This is a genomic window from Citrobacter europaeus (genome assembly GCF_037482245.1).
Classification (GTDB): Bacteria; Pseudomonadota; Gammaproteobacteria; order Enterobacterales; family Enterobacteriaceae; genus Citrobacter; species Citrobacter europaeus.
Genome location: NZ_CP148084.1, coordinates 3,473,153 through 3,492,173 on the forward strand (window position 1 = coordinate 3,473,153; position 19,021 = coordinate 3,492,173).

At 52.5% G+C, this 19,021-nt stretch carries 19 protein-coding genes; 15 read left to right on the forward strand and 4 right to left on the reverse strand.

Annotated elements, in window-relative coordinates:
- Positions 1 to 2 precede the first annotated feature (2 nt).
- From WHR59_RS16460 to cobO, 6 genes are all read left to right on the forward strand, one after another.
- Entirely contained in the window at positions 3 to 1,373 is a 1,371-nt protein-coding gene (locus WHR59_RS16460) for an acyclic terpene utilization AtuA family protein (RefSeq protein ID WP_047412553.1), read from the forward strand.
- The gene (locus tag WHR59_RS16465) at positions 1,370 to 1,687 is read left to right on the forward strand and encodes a DUF4387 domain-containing protein (protein WP_043015639.1); all 318 of its coding nucleotides are present in this window, start codon (positions 1,370 to 1,372) and stop codon (positions 1,685 to 1,687) included. Before WHR59_RS16460 ends, WHR59_RS16465 begins: the two co-directional genes overlap by 4 nt.
- Before the next feature lie 168 nt (positions 1,688 to 1,855).
- On the forward strand, positions 1,856 to 3,160 hold the full coding sequence (locus WHR59_RS16470) for a dicarboxylate/amino acid:cation symporter (protein ID WP_016152302.1): 1,305 nt from the start codon (positions 1,856 to 1,858) through the stop codon (positions 3,158 to 3,160).
- Between the two features lie 125 nt (positions 3,161 to 3,285).
- Entirely contained in the window at positions 3,286 to 4,287 is a 1,002-nt protein-coding gene (gene glsA / locus WHR59_RS16475) for a glutaminase A (RefSeq protein ID WP_075144968.1), read from the forward strand.
- Between the two features lie 93 nt (positions 4,288 to 4,380).
- Positions 4,381 to 6,033, forward strand: a complete 1,653-nt coding sequence (locus WHR59_RS16480) for a class I fumarate hydratase (protein ID WP_043015637.1) — start codon at positions 4,381 to 4,383, stop codon at positions 6,031 to 6,033.
- Positions 6,034 to 6,042: 9 nt separating this feature from the next.
- Complete coding sequence (gene cobO, locus WHR59_RS16485; RefSeq protein WP_043015636.1) at positions 6,043 to 6,645, forward strand: cob(I)yrinic acid a,c-diamide adenosyltransferase; 603 nt, start codon at positions 6,043 to 6,045, stop codon at positions 6,643 to 6,645.
- Between the two features lie 73 nt (positions 6,646 to 6,718).
- Here cobO and WHR59_RS16490 read toward each other — a convergent pair whose 3' ends face one another.
- Positions 6,719 to 7,621, reverse strand: coding sequence for a LysR family transcriptional regulator (locus tag WHR59_RS16490; RefSeq protein ID WP_043015635.1), 903 nt, complete (start codon positions 7,619 to 7,621; stop codon positions 6,719 to 6,721).
- Positions 7,622 to 8,026: 405 nt separating this feature from the next.
- Between WHR59_RS16490 and cobA the strand changes: the two genes are divergently transcribed.
- On the forward strand, positions 8,027 to 8,815 hold the full coding sequence (gene cobA / locus WHR59_RS16495; protein ID WP_338843305.1) for a uroporphyrinogen-III C-methyltransferase: 789 nt from the start codon (positions 8,027 to 8,029) through the stop codon (positions 8,813 to 8,815).
- Here cobA and WHR59_RS16500 read toward each other — a convergent pair.
- The gene (locus WHR59_RS16500; protein ID WP_087053001.1) at positions 8,794 to 9,687 is read right to left on the reverse strand and encodes a PocR ligand-binding domain-containing protein; all 894 of its coding nucleotides are present in this window, start codon (positions 9,685 to 9,687) and stop codon (positions 8,794 to 8,796) included. The genes cobA and WHR59_RS16500 overlap by 22 nt on opposite strands.
- A 371-nt stretch (positions 9,688 to 10,058) precedes the next feature.
- Between WHR59_RS16500 and otnK the strand changes: the two genes are divergently transcribed.
- Genes otnK through WHR59_RS16540 form a run of 8 tightly spaced genes read left to right on the forward strand, consistent with a single transcriptional unit; the run spans position 10,059 to position 16,813 of the window.
- The gene (gene otnK / locus WHR59_RS16505) at positions 10,059 to 11,315 is read left to right on the forward strand and encodes a 3-oxo-tetronate kinase (protein WP_338843306.1); all 1,257 of its coding nucleotides are present in this window, start codon (positions 10,059 to 10,061) and stop codon (positions 11,313 to 11,315) included.
- On the forward strand, positions 11,312 to 11,956 hold the full coding sequence (locus WHR59_RS16510; RefSeq protein ID WP_047412567.1) for an aldolase: 645 nt from the start codon (positions 11,312 to 11,314) through the stop codon (positions 11,954 to 11,956). The genes otnK and WHR59_RS16510 overlap by 4 nt, the downstream gene beginning before the upstream one ends.
- A 6-nt stretch (positions 11,957 to 11,962) precedes the next feature.
- Positions 11,963 to 12,772 carry a DeoR/GlpR family DNA-binding transcription regulator gene (locus WHR59_RS16515; RefSeq protein ID WP_338843307.1) on the forward strand — a complete coding sequence of 270 codons (810 nt, stop codon included), beginning with the start codon at positions 11,963 to 11,965 and terminating at the stop codon, positions 12,770 to 12,772.
- Complete coding sequence (locus tag WHR59_RS16520) at positions 12,753 to 13,529, forward strand: hydroxypyruvate isomerase family protein (protein WP_199994122.1); 777 nt, start codon at positions 12,753 to 12,755, stop codon at positions 13,527 to 13,529. Before WHR59_RS16515 ends, WHR59_RS16520 begins: the two co-directional genes overlap by 20 nt.
- 28 nt (positions 13,530 to 13,557) lie before the next feature.
- Positions 13,558 to 14,370, forward strand: coding sequence for a 3-keto-5-aminohexanoate cleavage protein (locus WHR59_RS16525; RefSeq protein ID WP_043015628.1), 813 nt, complete (start codon positions 13,558 to 13,560; stop codon positions 14,368 to 14,370).
- Positions 14,371 to 14,391: 21 nt separating this feature from the next.
- Positions 14,392 to 15,738, forward strand: coding sequence for a bile acid:sodium symporter family protein (locus WHR59_RS16530; protein WP_087051545.1), 1,347 nt, complete (start codon positions 14,392 to 14,394; stop codon positions 15,736 to 15,738).
- 5 nt (positions 15,739 to 15,743) lie between these two features.
- Complete coding sequence (locus WHR59_RS16535) at positions 15,744 to 16,163, forward strand: GlcG/HbpS family heme-binding protein (protein WP_043015626.1); 420 nt, start codon at positions 15,744 to 15,746, stop codon at positions 16,161 to 16,163.
- On the forward strand, positions 16,160 to 16,813 hold the full coding sequence (locus WHR59_RS16540; RefSeq protein WP_043015625.1) for an aspartate/glutamate racemase family protein: 654 nt from the start codon (positions 16,160 to 16,162) through the stop codon (positions 16,811 to 16,813). Before WHR59_RS16535 ends, WHR59_RS16540 begins: the two co-directional genes overlap by 4 nt.
- A 98-nt stretch (positions 16,814 to 16,911) precedes the next feature.
- On the opposite strand, the gene sucD is transcribed toward WHR59_RS16540, so the two are convergent.
- Positions 16,912 to 17,781: a succinate--CoA ligase subunit alpha gene (gene sucD, locus WHR59_RS16545; protein WP_003022929.1), complete on the reverse strand. Its 870-nt coding sequence runs from the start codon at positions 17,779 to 17,781 to the stop codon at positions 16,912 to 16,914.
- Positions 17,781 to 18,947, reverse strand: coding sequence for an ADP-forming succinate--CoA ligase subunit beta (sucC, locus tag WHR59_RS16550; protein ID WP_003022927.1), 1,167 nt, complete (start codon positions 18,945 to 18,947; stop codon positions 17,781 to 17,783). Before sucC ends, sucD begins: the two co-directional genes overlap by 1 nt.
- Positions 18,948 to 19,021 lie beyond the last annotated feature (74 nt).

A 19,021-nucleotide genomic window follows, 5' to 3' on the forward strand; every position in this document is an offset into this window, starting at 1 on the left:
AGATGGCACGCACATTTAAGATCTTATCGCCTACGGCTATCCTGGGTTATGGCTTCCCGGAAGAAAGTTTTCGTAAAGCCATGGAAGAGTCACCGGATCTTATTGCTGTTGACGCAGGTTCCTCCGATCCAGGCCCCCACTACCTGGGGGCAGGTAAACCCTTTACCGACCGGGCCGGCGTGAAACGCGATCTGCGCTATATGATTGTGGCGGGCGTTAAGAACAACATCCCTGTCGTGATCGGCACCGCCGGTGGTTCTGGCGCAGCTCCGCATCTGGAGTGGTGTCGCCAGATAATCCATGAGATCGCACAGGAAGAAAAACTGACCTTCTCAATGGCGCTGATCCCGTCTGATGTCGACAAAGAAATCGTCCATCAGGCACTGGATAACGGCAAGATTACTGCGCTCGATTTTGTGCCTGAATTAACTCACGAGGCAATTGAAGAGAGCACCTACATTGTCGCGCAGATGGGCGTCGAGCCTTTTCAGCGTGCGCTAGAAGCTGGCGCGCAGGTGGTCCTGGGCGGACGCGCCTACGATCCCGCCTGCTTCGCCGCGCTGCCGATAATGCAGGGCTTTGATGAAGGTCTGGCGCTTCATTGCGGTAAGATCCTTGAGTGTGCTGCCATTGCTGCCACCCCAGGCTCTGGCTCAGATTGTGCGATGGGGATCATTGACGACAACGGCTTTACGCTGAAGGCGTTCAATCCCAAGCGTAAGTTCACAGAAACGTCCGCGGCGGCGCACACGCTGTATGAGAAGTCCGATCCGTACTTCCTGCCAGGACCAGGCGGCGTACTAAACCTGAAAGCGTGCACCTTTACCCAGGTTAACGAGGGTGAGGTGTATGTCAGCGGTTCACGTCATGAAGAAACACCGTATGCATTGAAACTGGAAGGCGCGCGTCAGGTTGGCTTCCGCTGCCTGACCATCGCCGGAACGCGCGACCCGATTATGATTGCCGGGATTGACACCATTCTCGAAGAGGTACAGGCAAGCGTTGCGCGTAACCTCTCACTGAATGACGACAGTATCCGCATGACGTTCCACCTGTATGGTAAGAACGGCGTGATGGGCAACCATGAACCAATGAAAACCGCCGGTCATGAACTGGGGATTTTACTGGATGTCGTTGCGCCGACGCAGGATATCGCCAACAGCGTTTGCTCGCTGGTGCGCTCTACCCTGCTGCATTACGGCTATGAAAATCGTATTGCGACTGCGGGCAACCTCGCCTTCCCGTTCTCGCCATCTGATATTCAAAGTGGACCGGTGTATGAGTTCTCGATCTATCACCTGATTGAAGCGAGCGATGCGCTGCGTTTTGATTTCCACATTGAACAGGTGACGCCAGAAGGAGTTCAGGCATGAAACACTCAATTTGTTCACTGGCGCAGGTTATTCGCTCCAAAAACGCCGGACCGTACGAACTGGTTTTAGATATTTTATTTAAAACCAGGGAAGACTATCAGCGGGTAAAAGCCTGCGAGCAATTAACGCCGCAGCTGATTGCCGGTTTATATAACGTTGAACCAGACTTTATTCATAATATTGTGTGGTTCGATCCGGCGAATGCCGTAAAAATAGTCATGCCGCGCGATATTATTTCCGGCAACGTTGGTGACAATGATGTTTATGGTGCGCAGCAACACGCCCCATTATTAAGTATTGAGTTCGACTTGTAACAAAAAACACAATAACAACCATTGGAGCACAGAATTCAGCGGTATCACAGTGCTTCGAATTATTCATGCGGTTGGTCACAACAGGCGTGCGTCTGAGCTGCTGTCCAGGCTCAGGCGCGCACCACCCTACACAATTCCAATTACCAGCCTTTATCCGATGGAGTACACATGAAGAAAATAAGTTTAACGAAGATGATCATATTAGGCCTGATACTCGGCATGATTGCCGGGGTGGCCATAAATAATATGGCCGCGGCTGAAACAGCAAAATCCTATGCAGCAGATATTTCCATTTTCACCACTATATTTTTACGCATGGTGAAAATGATTATCGCGCCATTGGTTATTTCAACTCTGGTTGTTGGTATTGCCAAAATGGGCGATGCCAAAACGCTGGGACGTATATTTTCGAAAACCTTCTTCCTGTTTATTTGCGCCTCTCTGGTGTCAATTGCACTGGGTCTGGTTATCGTTAATATTTTCCAGCCAGGCGCTGGCATCAACTTTGTTCCGCATGACGTCGGAGCTGTTGCCGCCGTTAAATCAGAGCCGTTTACGCTGAAAGTGTTCATCTCGCACGCAGTGCCGACCAGTATTGTCGACGCAATGGCGCGTAACGAAATTCTGCAGATCGTGGTGTTCTCAATTTTCCTCGGTTGCAGCCTGGCCGCAATTGGTGAAAAAGCCGAACCGATTGTGAAGGTTCTGGATTCACTGGTGCACGTCATGCTGAAACTGACTGGCTACGTCATGCTGTTTGCGCCACTGACCGTTTTTGCCGCTATTTCAGGTCTGATTGCCGAACGTGGTCTGGGCGTGATGGTCAGCGCCGGGATCTTTATGGGTGAGTTCTACCTGACGCTGGGTATGCTGTGGGCGATCCTGATTGGCCTGTCAACTATGATAGTCGGGCCTTGCATCGCACGTTTAACGAAATCAATCCTCGAGCCGGCGCTGCTGGCCTTTACGACCTCCAGTTCTGAAGCCGCCTTCCCGGGCACGCTGGACAAGCTGGAAAAATTCGGTGTTTCTTCAAAAATCGCCAGCTTCGTTCTGCCTATCGGTTACTCCTTTAACCTGGTCGGATCCATGGCGTACTGCTCCTTTGCTACCGTCTTTATTGCCCAGGCGTGCAACATCGAACTGAGCATGGGCGAGCAAATTACCATGCTGTTAATCCTGATGCTGACCTCTAAAGGGATGGCGGGCGTACCGCGTGCATCCATGGTGGTTATCGCCGCAACCCTGAATCAGTTCAATATCCCGGAAGCCGGTCTGATCCTGCTGATGGGCGTCGATCCGTTCCTCGATATGGGTCGTTCCGCCACCAACGTCATGAGTAACGCAATGGGTGCTGCCATCGTGGGCCGTTGGGAAGGTGAACACTTCGGCCAGGGTTGCCGTGGAACAGCGCCAGTGAAGACCCCGGAGCAGGAACGCCCGGTTACCGAAACAGAAGTCGCTTTGTCCTGATACTACGTTAATGCCGGATGGCGCTTGCGCTTATCCGGCCTACATAACGTTTAACTATCCGTAGGCCGGATAAGACGGTACGCCGCCATCCGGCACCAAGATGAGCACACCAACAGGAAAGCACCATGACTAAAACTCTTCTCGGCGTGAGTATTTTTTCCTTCAGCGTTTTGTTTAGCGCAACGACTCTCGCGCAAACCACGCCGGATTACGCAAAGCTTATCGACCAGGCGCATCAAAAATATAAAAGTAACAACGATGGTAAAGTCGCCGACTACATCCCTGCCCTGGCGACCTACAGCCCGAATAATTTTGCCATCACCATTGCCACGGTGGACGGCAAGATCTATCAGGTTGGCGATGTTAACAAACCCTTCCCAATGGAATCCCTGAGTAAAGTCTTCACCATGGCGCTCGCCATGGAACAGCACGGTCCTCAGGTCGTGCTGGATAAACTCGGGGCCAATGCCACCGGCATGCCTTTCAACTCCGGTTTAGCGGTTGAGCTAACCAAAGGCGCGCCAGAGAACCCGCTGGTTAACGCCGGGGCGATGAGCGCCGTAAGCCTGATTGAAGCCAAAGACAAAACCGATCGCTGGAACAAAATCCTCGACAACCTGAACGTCTGGGCCGATGCCAAACTCACGGTTAACGAGCCGGTTTTCCAATCCGAGATGGAAACCAACCAGCACAATCAGGCGCTGGCGAAGCTGATGGAATCCTATAACAGCTTCTATGGCAACACTGACGAAGCCGTCGAAATTTATACCCGCCAGTGCTCGGTAGATATCACCGTTGAGCAACTGGCCAAAATGGGTGCTGTACTGGCGAACAAAGGCAAATCTCCATTCAACGGCAAGCAGTTGTTGAATGAAAAATATGTTCCACAGGTGCTGGCAGAAATGGCGATTGCCGGACTGTACGACGGCAGCGGTAAATGGCTGTACACCGTTGGCATCCCGGCGAAAAGCGGCGTCGGCGGCGGAATGGTGGCCATTGTCCCGGGGGAATATGCGATTGCCGTCTATTCTCCGCCGCTGGATGAAGCCGGTAACAGCGTTCGCGCCCAGAAAACAATTGAATACGTCGCTGAAGCGACGCAGGCCAATGTCTTTTTAGCAAAATAACTTGATGCCGGATGACGCTTCGCTTATCCGGCCTACGAGTAGCGCATTTATTTACGCCGTGATGCGGCAAAAATGAAGAGGTGAGAAGTAAACATGTCTAAACCATTTGTCTGGCAGGAACTCTTTGTTCAGAGTAAAGATAATACAGAATATGAATTACTGAGTAACCAGCACGTAACGGTCTCGGAGTTAGACGGAGAGGAAGTGATTAAGGTTGCGCCAGAAGCGTTAACCTTATTAGCACAGCAGGCGTTTTATGAGGCTTCATTTTTCCTGCGCGCCGGACATTTAAAACAGATTGCCAGCATTCTGCACGACCCTCAGGCCAGCAGTAACGATAAGTACGTCGCATTACAACTGCTCCGCAATGCTGAAGTTTCGGCCAAAGGCGTCCTGCCCAACTGTCAGGATACCGGGACAGCAACCATTGTGGCCTGCAAAGGACAACATGTCTGGACTGGCGGCGATGACGCAGAAGCATTAAGCAAAGGCGTGTACACCACCTTCATCGAAAACAACCTGCGTTATTCGCAAAATGCCCCGCTGGACATGTATACCGAGGTCAATACCCAGACTAACCTGCCGGCACAAATCGACATTAGCGCCACGCCGGGCAACGAATACCGTTTCCTGTTCGTCAACAAAGGCGGTGGCTCTGCCAACAAAGCGGCGCTGTACCAGGAAACAAAATCCATTCTGCAGCCGGAAAAACTCACCGCGTTTCTGATCGAAAAAATGAAATCACTGGGCACAGCCGCCTGCCCGCCGTATCACATCGCTTTCGTCGTTGGCGGCTTGTCCGCCGACCAGGCGCTCAAGGTTGCCAAACTGGCTTCAACCAAATATTACGATAACCTGCCCACCAGCGGCAACGAACTGGGTCAGGCATTCCGCGATACAGCACTGGAAGCCGAGCTGCTCAATGCCAGCCGTGAATTTGGCATCGGCGCGCAGTTTGGCGGCAAATACTTTGCCCACGATATCCGCGTTATTCGCCTGCCACGTCACGGCGGATCCTGCCCTATCGCGATGGCCCTCTCCTGCTCAGCCGACCGCAACATCAAGGCCAAAATTAACAAACACGGAATCTGGCTGGAGAAACTCGAGCATAATCCGGGCAAATTCATTCCTGATTCACAGCGAGTAGAAAACGGTGCCCAGACCGTACAACTGGATCTGAATCGTCCGCTGCGCGAGATCCTGCATGATCTCTCCACCCTGCCAATAGGCACGCGTTTGTCGTTAAGCGGCCCGATTGTTGTCGCTCGCGATATCGCCCACGCTAACATCAAAGCGCGACTGGATAACGGCGAACCGATGCCGGAATACATGAAAAAGCATATCGTTTATTACGCAGGTCCCGCCAAAACCCCGGAAAATCAGGCCTGTGGCTCAATGGGTCCCACCACCGGCGGGCGTATGGATGGGTATGTCGATGCTTTCCAGGCGCAAGGCGGCAGCCTCATTATGCTCACCAAGGGTAACCGCAGCCAGCAGGTCACTGATGCCTGCCACAAACACGGTGGATTTAGCCTCGGCAGCATTGGCGGTGCCGCAGCCCTGCTGGCTCAGCAGTACGTGAAAAGCCTGCAGTGCCTTGAGTATCCCGAGCTGGGAATGGAAGCGGTGTGGATGATGGAAGTTAAAAATATGCCTGCCTTCGTATTGGTGGATGACAAAGGCAATAATTTCTTTAGCCAGTTTGAACAGCAGCATCGCTGCGCAACCTGTCCGGCAGGACATTAAGGAGTCATCATGGAAGCGCGAGCCAATAATGACAGGCACCGCCAGCGTCAGCAGAAACTGAAAGAACAAGTTGATACCCGCGTGGCGGCGGCAACGGAGAAAAAAGGGATCCTGATTGTCTTCACTGGCAACGGTAAAGGCAAATCCACCGCAGCCTTTGGCACAGCAACACGCGCGGTTGGTCACGGAAAAACCGTTGGCATCGCGCAGTTTATTAAGGGCCAGTGGGATAATGGCGAGTACAACACGCTGCAACCTCTCGGCGTCGAATTTCATATTATGGGCACCGGATTTACCTGGGAAACCCAAAATCGGCAAGCGGATATTGAGGCGGCGACGGTAGTCTGGCAGGAAAGTAAGCGCATGCTGGCTGATGCGCAGTACGATCTGGTGGTGCTGGATGAGCTCACCTACATGCTGGCTTACCACTATCTGGATACCCAGGAGGTCATCAGCGCTATCGAAAATCGCCCTGCGGAGCAAAGCGTTATCGTTACCGGGCGCGGATGCCATGCGCTGTTGCTGGAGCTGGCCGATACGGTCAGTGAAATTCGCCCGGTCAAGCACGCGTTTGACAGTGGAATTCAGGCACAGGTTGGGATCGACTGGTAGTTGTTCTTTTGCCGGAGACGATGCTAAGGCATCTTATCCGGCCTACCAATCTTGTAGGCCTGATAAGCCACCATCAGGCAGCCGATACCACGGATTTATTCAACAGCCAGTCGCGGAAGATCTGTAAATGCGCGGACTCCGATTTCTCTTCACGCCACGTCATGATGAAACGGTTCCCGGTGCGCATCGGAACATCGCAAGGAATGACCATATCACCACTATCCAGATCGTGCTGAATGGCAAAACGGGGAAGCAGCGCAACCCCAAGATTAGAACGGACCGCCGCAATCAGCATCGACAACAGATCAAATCTCGGGCCTTTATTGACCAGCGGGCTGCTGACGTCGGACAGCGCAAACCATTCCTGCCAGCCTTTGATTCGTGTGCTCTGGTGCAAGAGCGGGTATTCGTTCAGCAGCTCTTCAACAGCCAGTTTCCGTTCCGGTTCGGCCAGCAGACAGCGGCTGCATACCGGCAGAATTTCCTCTTCAAACAGATACTCAACCCCTGACCACGGCGAGTAGAAGTCTTCGCGCATAATTGCCGCGTCATACTCACGATTGAGAAAATCACCCTTATTCGCCAGCGAATGGATGTTTACGATAATATCTGGATTGAGTTTGTTAAACTCGCGCAGGTTTGGGATCAGCCAGTGCGTACTGAACGTCGGATTCACCGCCAGCTCAATAACCTGTACGGTCGGCTGCCAGGTCATTATTGTGGTCGTATCGCGCTCGAGCTTATTTAACGTTTCCTTAACGATATTTAAATAATGTTTGCCGGCCGCATTTAAAAAAATACGTTTTTTCGCATGATTAAATAGCGCGGTATTAAGAAAATCCTCCAGCGCATTCACCTGGCGGAAAACAGCACTTTGTGTTAAAGCCAACTCTTCGGCTGCCCGGGTATAACTTTCGTGACGCGCAACCACTTCAAAAGTTACCAGCAACTCCGTCTTGGGTATTTTTCCTCTCATAACCTCTTCCATATGCAGCGTACAAAAATAGTTTAATAAATAAAAAATAATTCAAGACACCCAGATAAGCATCGAGAGTTATATTTTATTTTATCCATTGATGTCATTGATCCAATCCATGATTTACTCACACTGATGGCGGATAAATATTAACCAATAATACTCAAGCACAACAATAAACACAATTTAAATAAGGTTAAACCTAAGTAAATAGTGCCAATAAGTTCTTAATAATTTTTCAAGTCATCTTGTTTATTGCAGAAAAAACTTTGCGAGATTAATCAATATTATCCATGCGATAATTCTGGATAATTTCACGTTATAACTTACGGGCAAACGACTGCTTTTAATCATTCCTTGATGTAGTTTCTGCCACTTTTTGATAGACGTGATAAAGGACACACTGTGAAAACTTTCGGAAAGGTCTGGCTCGTTGGAGCAGGTCCCGGTGATATTTCATTACTGACTCTCAAAGCGATGATGTGCATTAAACAGGCTGACGTCATTATTTACGATCGGCTGGTCAATCCTAAAATTTTGGAATGGGCATTACCTGATTGCCTGCTCGTGAATGTCGGCAAAAACCCAGGCTTCCATTGTGTTCCCCAGGATGAAATCAATGCCCTGCTGGTCCAGTATGCCCACACGCATCACAACATCGTGCGCCTCAAAGGTGGTGATCCCTATGTTTTTGGCCGTGGGGCTGAAGAGGCAGAGGACCTGGTTGAGACTGGCATCCCTTTCGAAGTCGTACCGGGTATTAGTTCTACTATTGGTGGCCTGACCTATGCCGGGATCCCAGTGACACATCGCGATTTTGCCTCCGGCTTTCACGTGGTAACGGGTCATACACGGGAAGGCAATCAGCAGCAGGACTGGCGTCAACTGGCGAAGCTTAACTGTACGTTGGTCATCGTCATGGGTATCGCCAATCTGGCGTTTATCTGTGAAGAGCTGTTGATGGGTGGGAAATCAGCAGACACGCCCGCCGCGCTAATTATGTCCGCGACCCGAGAAAATCAACGCCGCCTGACCTGTACGCTCGGTTCATTACTGAGTAAAGCTCAGGAAGCGAACATCCTTCCACCGGCGCTGATTGTCATCGGTGATGTAGTGACCCTGAGCGATCGGCTCTCTTTTATACCTGAAGCCATCACACTGCCAGAAAACCTTTACTGCGAAAGTCTGGCGTGACGAAAAGACTGGGGCGACGTTTGATGCGCCGCCCGAAAAACGCGGCAAAAGTAGCTGGTTTGTGCGTATTGCAGTTTCCGCGCAATACTGTCTATAGAATGAACCGGATCGTGTAATAACTCCCCCGCTTTTTGCATTCTTTTCTGACTTACCCAGGTTTTAAAATTAACGCCCTGGCGTTTCTTGAAAAACCGGCTGAAATAGTTTGCGCTTAAACAAACATGAGCAGCGACGGCTTCCAAAGACAATTCACCATACAGATTTTCATCAATGTAACGTAGCGCCGCCATAAGTTTTTTCTCGTGACGCGAAGGTTCAGTAAAATAATGACGAGCGTAACGGGTTGGCGGAACTGAAATCTCCTCAGTAATCAACTGTTGTTTCTCAAAATTATCAACAATAAAACTTAACAAATTTGCTGCTGCCGCCAGCGCATTATTATCTACTACCGCAGACTGGCCCCACTCAGCTTTAAGCATGGGGTTATCAACCCATGAGAATTTATTATCAATAACGATAGCTTTATATTCCTGAAACTTTACCCGCACCTGCCCGCAGATAATAAAACCGTAAAGATGCCCCTCTCGAATTAATGGCATCGAGAACAGGCTTAGTCCCGCATGACAGGTGAGTATTCTGGGTTTAAGCTGTTTTAACGCCTCAAAAGCACAATACTTGTCGCATTTTTGGCAACCCGCTCGATAGCGTTCATCCGCACGCATTAATGAGCAAAACGAATTAAAATTATGACACTTAGACACCGCCTTACCATTAATATCAACGACGACCGTAGCCAACCCGGTTGCACGGGAGAAGAGTTCTGCGATAGAGAAAAAACGTTGTAAATAGTCATCCTGGATTTTCAGCGGCACGTTATCCTCCGGCATTAACAATATTTAAGCCGCTAATATGCAAAATTTAGTCTCAAGAAAGAATGATGCTCACCGCAAAAAATAATCTCATTTATGCAGATGATTATGATCAATTGGCAAGAGAATTATGCGACCACGATAATACTCCGTTGCACACCGCTGACTTCACTTTCTCAAAGATTAACGAATCTTCACACTCTCTTGTGAGACTCTTTTCGCAACACTCAACATCTATCTCTATTATTTTCAATAGATTACTCATTTTTACTGTGAATCAATGATGTGCTTATTTGTGATAATCATCATGTGAATGTGAAAGGCCCTCCTGAATAATATGTTCAATTAGCAAACAATCTGAACGGAGTTGATCCATGGCCGTCACCACAGGCGTTATCGCCGACGATTTCACCGGCGCAACGGACATTGCAAGCTTTATGGCGCAGCAGGGGTGGCGCGTTGCGCTATTGCCCGGAATGCCTGATCCCGCTCAATGCTGGAATGAAGAGGTTGACGCTATCGTCATCTCGCTAAAAAGCCGCTCTTTACCCGCAGAACAGGCCGTCGCACAGTCTCTGTCCTGTGCCCGCTGGCTGAAACAAAAGGCAGGTGTCCGCCAGATCTATTTTAAATATTGTTCAACGTTTGACTCCACGCCAACAGGCAACATTGGACCAGTCAGCGATGCGTTGATGAACGACCTGCAGACTCCTGTGATCGTCCACTGCCCCGCCCTGCCGCAAAACGGGCGCACGGTGGTGCACGGCCATCTTTTTGTAAACGGCGTACTGCTTAACGAGTCCGGAATGGAAAAGCATCCGCTCAATCCCATGACCGATGCCAGCCTGCCGCGCCTGCTGAGCGCGCAAACGCCAGGCATGGTTGGCTGCATCAACCTCAGGACGCTGCATCAAGGTGTGGAAGCGGTCACTAACGCTCTGGCCCAACTTCAGGCTGAAGGTATGCGTCACGTTATCGTCGATACGCTGGATGAAGCAGATCTCAACACGCTGGCGCAAGCACTCCATGCCAGTCCTCTGTTAGCCGGGGGCTCCGGGCTTGGCGGCGCGCTGGCCGCCTGCGCCAAAGGTCAGCAACCCCAGCCGTCGGACGCTTTTCCACTGCCTGCCAAAACGGTGGTGTTCTCCGGTAGTTGCTCGGCGATGAGCAATCGTCAGGTTACTCGTTATAAGGCCGCGGCAGCATCTCGAGTACTCGATGTCGCTCGCTGCCTGTCTGATGCAGAACGCTACACCGATGAACTGTGTGCCTGGACGATGACGCATATCAACGACCCATTCGCGCCGATGATATACGCCACCCAACCGCCAGACGTACTCACACGCATTCAACAGGAGTACGGCGAACAGGCTGCCAGCCAGGCAATCGAACACGCTTTTGCCCGACTGAGCGCCAGGCTACAGGCTGCAGGTGTAAACACCTTTATTGTCGCAGGCGGAGAAACATCCGGCACCGTGGTGGAAGCCTTGCAGGTGAAGCGTCTTTCCGTTGGCAAAGCCATCGCGCCAGGCGTGCCGTGGGTCTTTTCTTCCGGTCTGGCGCTGGCGCTGAAGTCAGGCAACTTTGGTGACGAAGATTTCTTTTTTACTGCCCAGGAGTACGCATTATGAATCCGGTGAGTGAACACCAACTGCGCGAACTACTCGTCCATTATGGCCGTTCCCTGTTTATGCGCGGCTACAGTAGCGGCGGTTCCGGCAATCTCAGCGCCAAACTGCCGGATGGCGGCTATCTGGTGACCCCGACCAACTCCTGTCTGGGCGAGCTTAATCCGGCCACGCTAAGTCGGCTTGATGCCAACGGCGTTCATCTAAGCGGTGACAAACCCTCAAAAGAGGTGCCCATGCATCTGGCGTGGTATCGGCATCGCCCATCCTGCGGCGCGGTCGTGCACCTGCATTCTCCATGGCTGACCGCGCTCTCCTGTCTGCCGTGCACCACGCCGAAAAACTGTCTGCCGCCATTAACGCCGTACTACGTGATGCGCGTCGGGCAGTTGCCGCTGCTGCCTTATTTCAAGCCAGGCCATGAAGGTATTGCCAGCGCACTGAGTGAAATTGCAGCAGACCATACGGCAGCGCTGCTGGCCAATCACGGGCCGGTAGTAAGCGGTCGCTCGCTGCGTGAGGCAGTGTTTAACGCCGAGGAGCTGGAAGACAGCGCCCGCATCTGGCTGACGTTAAAACCGCTCGGCTATGTTCCGCTCTCAGAAGAGGCGGTGGCCGAACTTGAACATTCCCGACAAGCGTGAGGTGAGATGATGATCCCCGAGCAACGACGTGATTTTATCTACCGCTACGTGCACGAAAAAAATGCCGCCTCATTTAATGAACTGGCAGATTTGATGAGCGTGTCGCATATGACCGTGCGCCGCGACATTCAATTGCTGGAAGAAGAAGGCAAAGTTATCGCCATTAACGGCGGTGTGAAGCTCAACAACCTGTTGAAATCGGAACTGCCATGGCGGGAAAAAGCCGAGTTGAATCATGACGTGAAGCGCAAAATGGGCCAGCTTGCCGCAATGCTCATTGAGCCCGGACAAACGCTGTATCTGGATGCCGGAACGTCGTTGTTTGAAGTGGCGAAAGCGGTCGCCGCCAGCCACTGTTTCAATCTGACGGTAGTCACCAACGATTTTTCCATCAGCCACTATTTGATGGATATGTCGCACATTACGCTCTATCACACCGGCGGTCTGGTGGATCAACGTAACCGCTCATGTCTTGGAAAAAGCGCCGCCAGTTTTCTGCGTACCATTAATATTGACGTGGCGTTTCTGAGCTCCTCGTCATGGGATACCGAACGCGGTATGTCGACACCGAGTGAAGGGAAAGCCTCGGTCAAAGAAGCGGTGCTCACCGTCTCCCGGCGTCGGGTGTTGGTCTGCGACAGCAGTAAGTTTGGCAAATACGGCATGTTTCACATCTGCGGTCTGCAGCAGTTGACCGACATTATTTCTGATAACCGGTTACCGGAAAACGCTCAGCAAACTATTGCCAGTCAGGGCGTTAAGCTGCATCTGGTTGATGGCCGGGAGGGTGCGCGCCATGCTGAAGTTAGCGGCTAATCTAGACTGGTTGTTTACAGATTTACCGATAGCGGCGCGATTTGCGGCGGCGCAGGCGGCCGGTTTTCGCGGCGTAGAAGGGCTGTTTCTCTGGCAGCACCCGCTGGAGCATTTGCGAGCCGCTCAGCGGGAAACATCCCTGCCGGTGGTGCTGATGAACGCCCCGGCTGGCAACTGGGCGCAAGGTGAACGAGGGCTGGCCGCACAGCCCGATCGAGACAAAGAATTTCGCCATAGCCTGAACGTAGCGCGCGATTATGCCACGGCGCTGGGCTGTCGCCGGGTTCACGTTATGGCCGGCTTGCGCTGCGACGACCTGACGCTACACGCCCAGCGCGATCTCCTGACGAACCGGCTGCGCATCGCCTGCGATGTGATGGCAGACGCGGAAATCGATGTACTGATTGAACCATTAAATTCGCAGGATATGCCCGGTTATTTTATTGACAGCTTTCCGCTGGTCGAGTCAATTATTCACGAAGTTGCCAGGAAAAATATCGGCTTACAGTTTGATATTTACCACTGTCAGAAAATTCATGGCAACGTGGCGAAAAATATCGAACGCTATTTTACCCTTATTAAACATTTTCAAATCGCTTCTGTTCCTTATCGTCATGAACCGGGAACCGGAGAATTAAATGAAACATGGTTATTTGATTTTATAAGAAAAATGAATTACCAGGACTGGATTGGCTGTGAATATCAACCGTCAACATCAGGGCCCGACTCATTAAACTGGATGACGCCTTACCTATAATTTTAATATCTCTGTACCGGAGGAAAAAATGTCGGATACTGTTATTATTTCGCTGGCACCTGTTGCCGCGGATTGCCCCAGAGTTATACCCGAAGAACTGGCGCAGGAAATACTCGCCAGCGTAGAACATGGCGCGTCCATCGTGCATTTACACGTTCGCGATAAACAAGGACGCCTGACACCAGATACTACCGACTTTCAGGCAACCATCGACCGCGTAATGCGCCATTCGGACCTGATTATTCAGGCTTCTACCGGCGGCGTCTCTTCAATGTCCATCGCCGAACGCTGCGCGCCACTGGACTGCCCCGGCGTGGAAATGGCTTCGCTGAACGTCGGTTCCGTCAACCTTGGTGATGCGGTGTACTTTAATCCCGCTCCGGATGTGGAATATTGTTCCCAGCAAATAACCGAACGCCATATTATTCCAGAGTTTGAAGTTTTTGAAATCGGCATGATTAATAACATCCTGACGCTTGAAGATAAAATTAAATTTCAAAAACCCATGCTCTTTAATATCGTTCTCGGTCACCGCGGCAGTACGCCTGCTACCGTTGACGCATTAATTGCTCTGCGTAGCATGATCCCACGAGACGCCTTATGGGGAATTACCCATTTTGGCAGAAAAAATTTCGATATTATCGCTGCTGCCGTCGCTATGGGGGCCAGTGAAGTGCGAATCGGCTTTGAAGATAGTTATTATTTAAGCACCGAAGAAAAAGCGCAGCATAATTATCAGCAGGTCGCCAAACTCGCTACGCTCATTCAGAGTATGGATAAAAAAGTCGCAACACCGGAAATTGCGCGGCGCATGTTATCTATTCCTCCCCGGCAGCAATAACAACAGCAAGGACATTTCAACATGACTATGACCACTGTTATTCACAAAACCGGACTCGGCGTCAGCGTTGCGGGCGCGGCGCTGGCGATTATCGGCGCACTCATCCAGTCCGCGGCCCTGTGGCAGCCGGGGCTGGTGATGTTCACCGCCGGATTCGCCGCCGGTGCAGGCTACTGGCCTGGTTTACGCAGCTATCAGTTTACGCTGTGGATTATCGCCGGTTTTGTTGCCGCCATGACCTGGTCTACGGATCTGATCGTCTGGGGCGGTTTCAATATCACCCATAAATGGATCGTGTTCCTCGTGATTCAGGCCACCATGTTCAGCATGGGCACTAAGCTAACGATCCAGGATTTTATTGATGTCGCCAAAATGCCGTGGGCCGTGTTTATCGGTACCTTCTGCCATTTCGTGATCATGCCCCTGCTCGGCCTGACCATCACTCTGGTATTCAATTTTCCGCCTGAAGTCGCGGTAGGCATTTTATTGATTGGCGCTTGCCCCAGCGGTCTCTCGTCGACGGTGATGGTTTACATCGCCAACGCCAACCTCGCGCTGGCGGTGTCAATCGCCGCCGTCTCAACGCTGGCGGCAACGGTGATGACGCCGCTGTGGGTTAATCTGCTGGCGGGTTCGATGATCGATATCCAGCTCACCGCGATGGTGATGGACGTGGTGAAAATCGTATTAATTCCCATCGGCGCGGCAATTTTGCATGACTATCTGAAAACCTATGCAGGCGTACGCGGTCGCCGTGTTGTGCAGGTGCTTGCCGGGATCGGCGCACTTTGGCTGCTGTATATGATTGCCGGCGGCTGGGACGCGCTGTTTGGTCACGCCAGCGCCGAAGCGCAGATGTACGCGGTAGTCCTCAACTTCATGGCAGGCGGTCTCGTCTGGGCATTGTTCTACAACTGGCTGTATGGCCGCGTGGCGGGCGTGAAGAAGGTCATGCCAACCATCTCAATGATGGGGATCATTTTCTTTACCACCACCGCAGCCGCAGCCGGACGCGACAACCTGGTACAGGTCGGCTTCCTGCTCTGCTTCGCCATGTTGATGCACAACCTCGGTGGTTTCCTGATTGGCTATCTGATGAGTCGCTGGATCTTCCGCATGGACGTGCAGTCTGCCCGTACCGTGGCCTTTGAAGTCGGACTGCAAAACGGTGGTATGGCGTCCGGGCTTGCCGCGGCGATGGGCAAACTGGCAACCGTTGGCCTCGCATCAGCGGTGATGACACCGCTGGGCAACGTTAGCGGCTCGCTGCTCGCCAACTACTGGCGCAAAAAAGACGCCAGACAGGCGCAGGCAGCTGCAGCCAAAGATCCCGTTCAACCCGCTTGCGAAAATCTGTCGAAAGGATAATCACGATGAAAACTCTCACTCTGGGACACGCCCTGCGCGCCGTAACCTGTGCGCTAGAGCTCGCCGAAACATGTTACGCAAATCGCCCATTAAGCGTCGCCGTATGCGATACCAATGGAGAACTGCTTAGCTTTGCGCGGATGGATAACGCCAAACTGTTAACCATCGAGTTAACCCAGCGTAAAGCGCGCACCAGTAGCCGCCTGGGCTGCACCACGCAGGCATTTTTACAGCGTCTGCAGAAAGAGCAACTGGATATTGGCTATTTTGCCGACCCGCGTTTTACAGCGCTGCCGGGCGGGATCCCGATTCTGCACCAGGGGAAATGCCTCGGAGCCGTCGCGGTAGGCGGTTTATCCGCACAGGAAGATCATGATGCGGCGCTGGCCGTCGCGGAAACGTTACTCAAGGAGATTGCCCAATGAAAAAAGTCGCCATGCTGCATACCAGTGCAGCCACGCTTGCGATGATGCAACAACTGATCGCCGACATTATGCCGGACGTGGAAGTTATGCACCTGGTTGAAGAATCCATGATCAAGCAGGTAATGAAGGCCCAGGGCGTGACGCCAGATATTGCCGCTCGTATCGCCGACTATGTGCATATTGCTGAAAAGGCGGACTGCGATATCTTTATTACCGCCTGTTCCTCAATTGGTACTGCGGTGGAACAATGCCAGTTTATGACCCCACTCCAGCTCGCGCGCATTGACTGCGCGATGGTGGAAGAGGCGATTGAAAAAGGCGAGCGGATCGCCGTGCTGGCTACCGTCGCCACCACGCTGAAGCCGACGCTGGATTACGTGCAGCGCAAAGTCCAACAGAGCGGTCAGCAGCGCACTATCACGCCGATATTAATGGAAGACGCCTTCCATGCGCTGTTAGCGGGAGATATGGACACCCATGACCGTATCGTCAGTGAAGGATTACAGAGCGCCTTTAGCCAGGCAGATGTCGTGATGCTGGCGCAGGCCTCGATGGCGCGGGTGTTACGGCAGCTCCCTGCCCCGCCGGTACCGGTAATGACCTCACCGGAAAGCGGCATTCGCTGGCTGAAGGCGCTGGCGGAAAGCTGAGTTACGGGCAAAAAAAAGGCCATCATCAGATGGCCAACCATGTCGAAACGGGACCAGCCCTTGACTATGCAGAAAGTCAGGGCTGTTTTTTTTAGTTCTTACTTAATAACGGTTTTCAGCGCTTCGCCGATATCGGCCAGGCTACGAACAGTTTTCACGCCTGCGGCTTCCAGCGCAGCAAATTTCTCATCCGCCGTACCTTTACCACCTGCGATGATTGCCCCCGCGTGGCCCATACGTTTGCCTTTCGGCGCGGTAACGCCAGCGATGTAGCCCACAACCGGCTTGGTCACGTGATCTTTGATATAAGCCGCCGCTTCTTCTTCCGCGCTGCCGCCGATCTCACCGATCATGACGATCGCTTCAGTCTGCGGATCTTCCTGGAACAGCTTCAGGATGTCGATGAAGTTAGAGCCAGGGATCGGGTCGCCGCCGATGCCCACACAGGTAGACTGGCCGAAACCGTAGTCGGTGGTCTGCTTAACCGCTTCATAGGTCAGCGTACCGGAACGGGAAACGATGCCCACTTTACCCGGCTTATGAATGTGGCCCGGCATGATGCCGATTTTGCATTCGCCCGGGGTGATAACGCCTGGGCAGTTCGGGCCGATCATGCGCACGCCGGCTTCATCGAGCTTCACTTTCACGGTCAGCATATCCAGCGTCGGGATGCCTTCGGTGATGGTGATAATCAACTTAATGCCCGCATCAATCGCTTCCAGAATGGAGTCTTTGCAGAACGGTGCCGGAACGTAGATAACGGTGGCGGTGGCACCGGTCGCTTCTACCGCTTCACGTACGGTGTTAAACACCGGCAGCCCCAGGTGCGTGGTGCCGCCTTTGCCAGGCGTTACACCGCCGACCATTTGTGTACCGTAAGCAATCGCTTGTTCAGAGTGGAATGTCCCCTGGCTACCGGTGAAGCCCTGGCAGATAACCTTGGTATCTTTATTAATTAAAACTGACATTATTTCCCCTCCACTGCGGCAACAACCTGCTGAGCTGCATCCGTCAGACTTTTCGCTGCAATAATATTCAGGCCGCTATCAGCCAGTTTTTTCGCGCCGAGTTCAGCGTTGTTACCTTCCAGACGGACCACGACCGGAACGTTAACGCCCACTTCTGCTACCGCGCCGATGATACCGTCAGCGATCAGGTCGCAACGTACGATACCGCCGAAGATGTTAACCAGTACGGCTTTAACATTGTCGTCAGAGAGAATAATTTTGAACGCTTCGGTTACACGCTCTTTGGTCGCGCCGCCGCCCACGTCGAGGAAGTTAGCCGGTTCGCCGCCGTGCAGCTTAACGATGTCCATGGTGCCCATTGCCAGGCCCGCGCCGTTAACCATACAACCGATGTTGCCGTCCAGTGCGACGTAGTTCAGTTCCCACTGTGCAGCCTGCGCTTCACGCGGATCTTCCTGAGACTGGTCGCGCATTTCACGCAGATCAGCCTGGCGGAACAGCGCGTTGCCGTCAGCGCCCAGTTTGCCGTCGAGGCAGATCAGGTCACCCTGTTTGGTCACCACCAGCGGGTTAATTTCGATCAGCGCCAGGTCGCGCTCCAGGAAGATAGTCGCCAGACCCATGAAGATCTTGGTGAACTGTTGAACCTGCTTACCTTCCAGGCCCAGTTTGAACGCCAGCTCACGGCCCTGGTAAGGCATCGGACCTGCCAGCGGATCGAGCGCCACTTTGTGGATCAGGTGCGGGGTTTCTTCCGCCACTTTTTCGATTTCCACGCCGCCTTCGGTGGAGGCCATGAAGACCACGCGACGGGAGCTACGGTCAACAACTGCGCCGAGGTAGAGTTCTTTACCAATGTCGGTCGCGGCTTCAACCAGAATCTGATTTACCGGTTGACCATGGGCGTCTGTCTGGTAAGTAACCAGACGTTTACCCAGCCAGTGCTCAGCAAAAGCGCGAATGTCTTCTTTGCTGTTTACCACCTTCACACCGCCCGCTTTACCACGGCCACCAGCGTGAACCTGACATTTCACTACCCACGGGCCTGCGCCAATTTTTGATGCAGCTTCTTCGGCTTCACGCGGAGTAGTACAGGCATAACCCACCGGTGCCGGTAAGCCATAGCGGGCAAAAAGTTGTTTTGCCTGATATTCATGTAAGTTCATGTGTTCTGTCCATCCTTCAGGTAATCGTTATCTTTTACCCGTAGGCCTGATAAGCGTCCAGACCTACGGGGCAG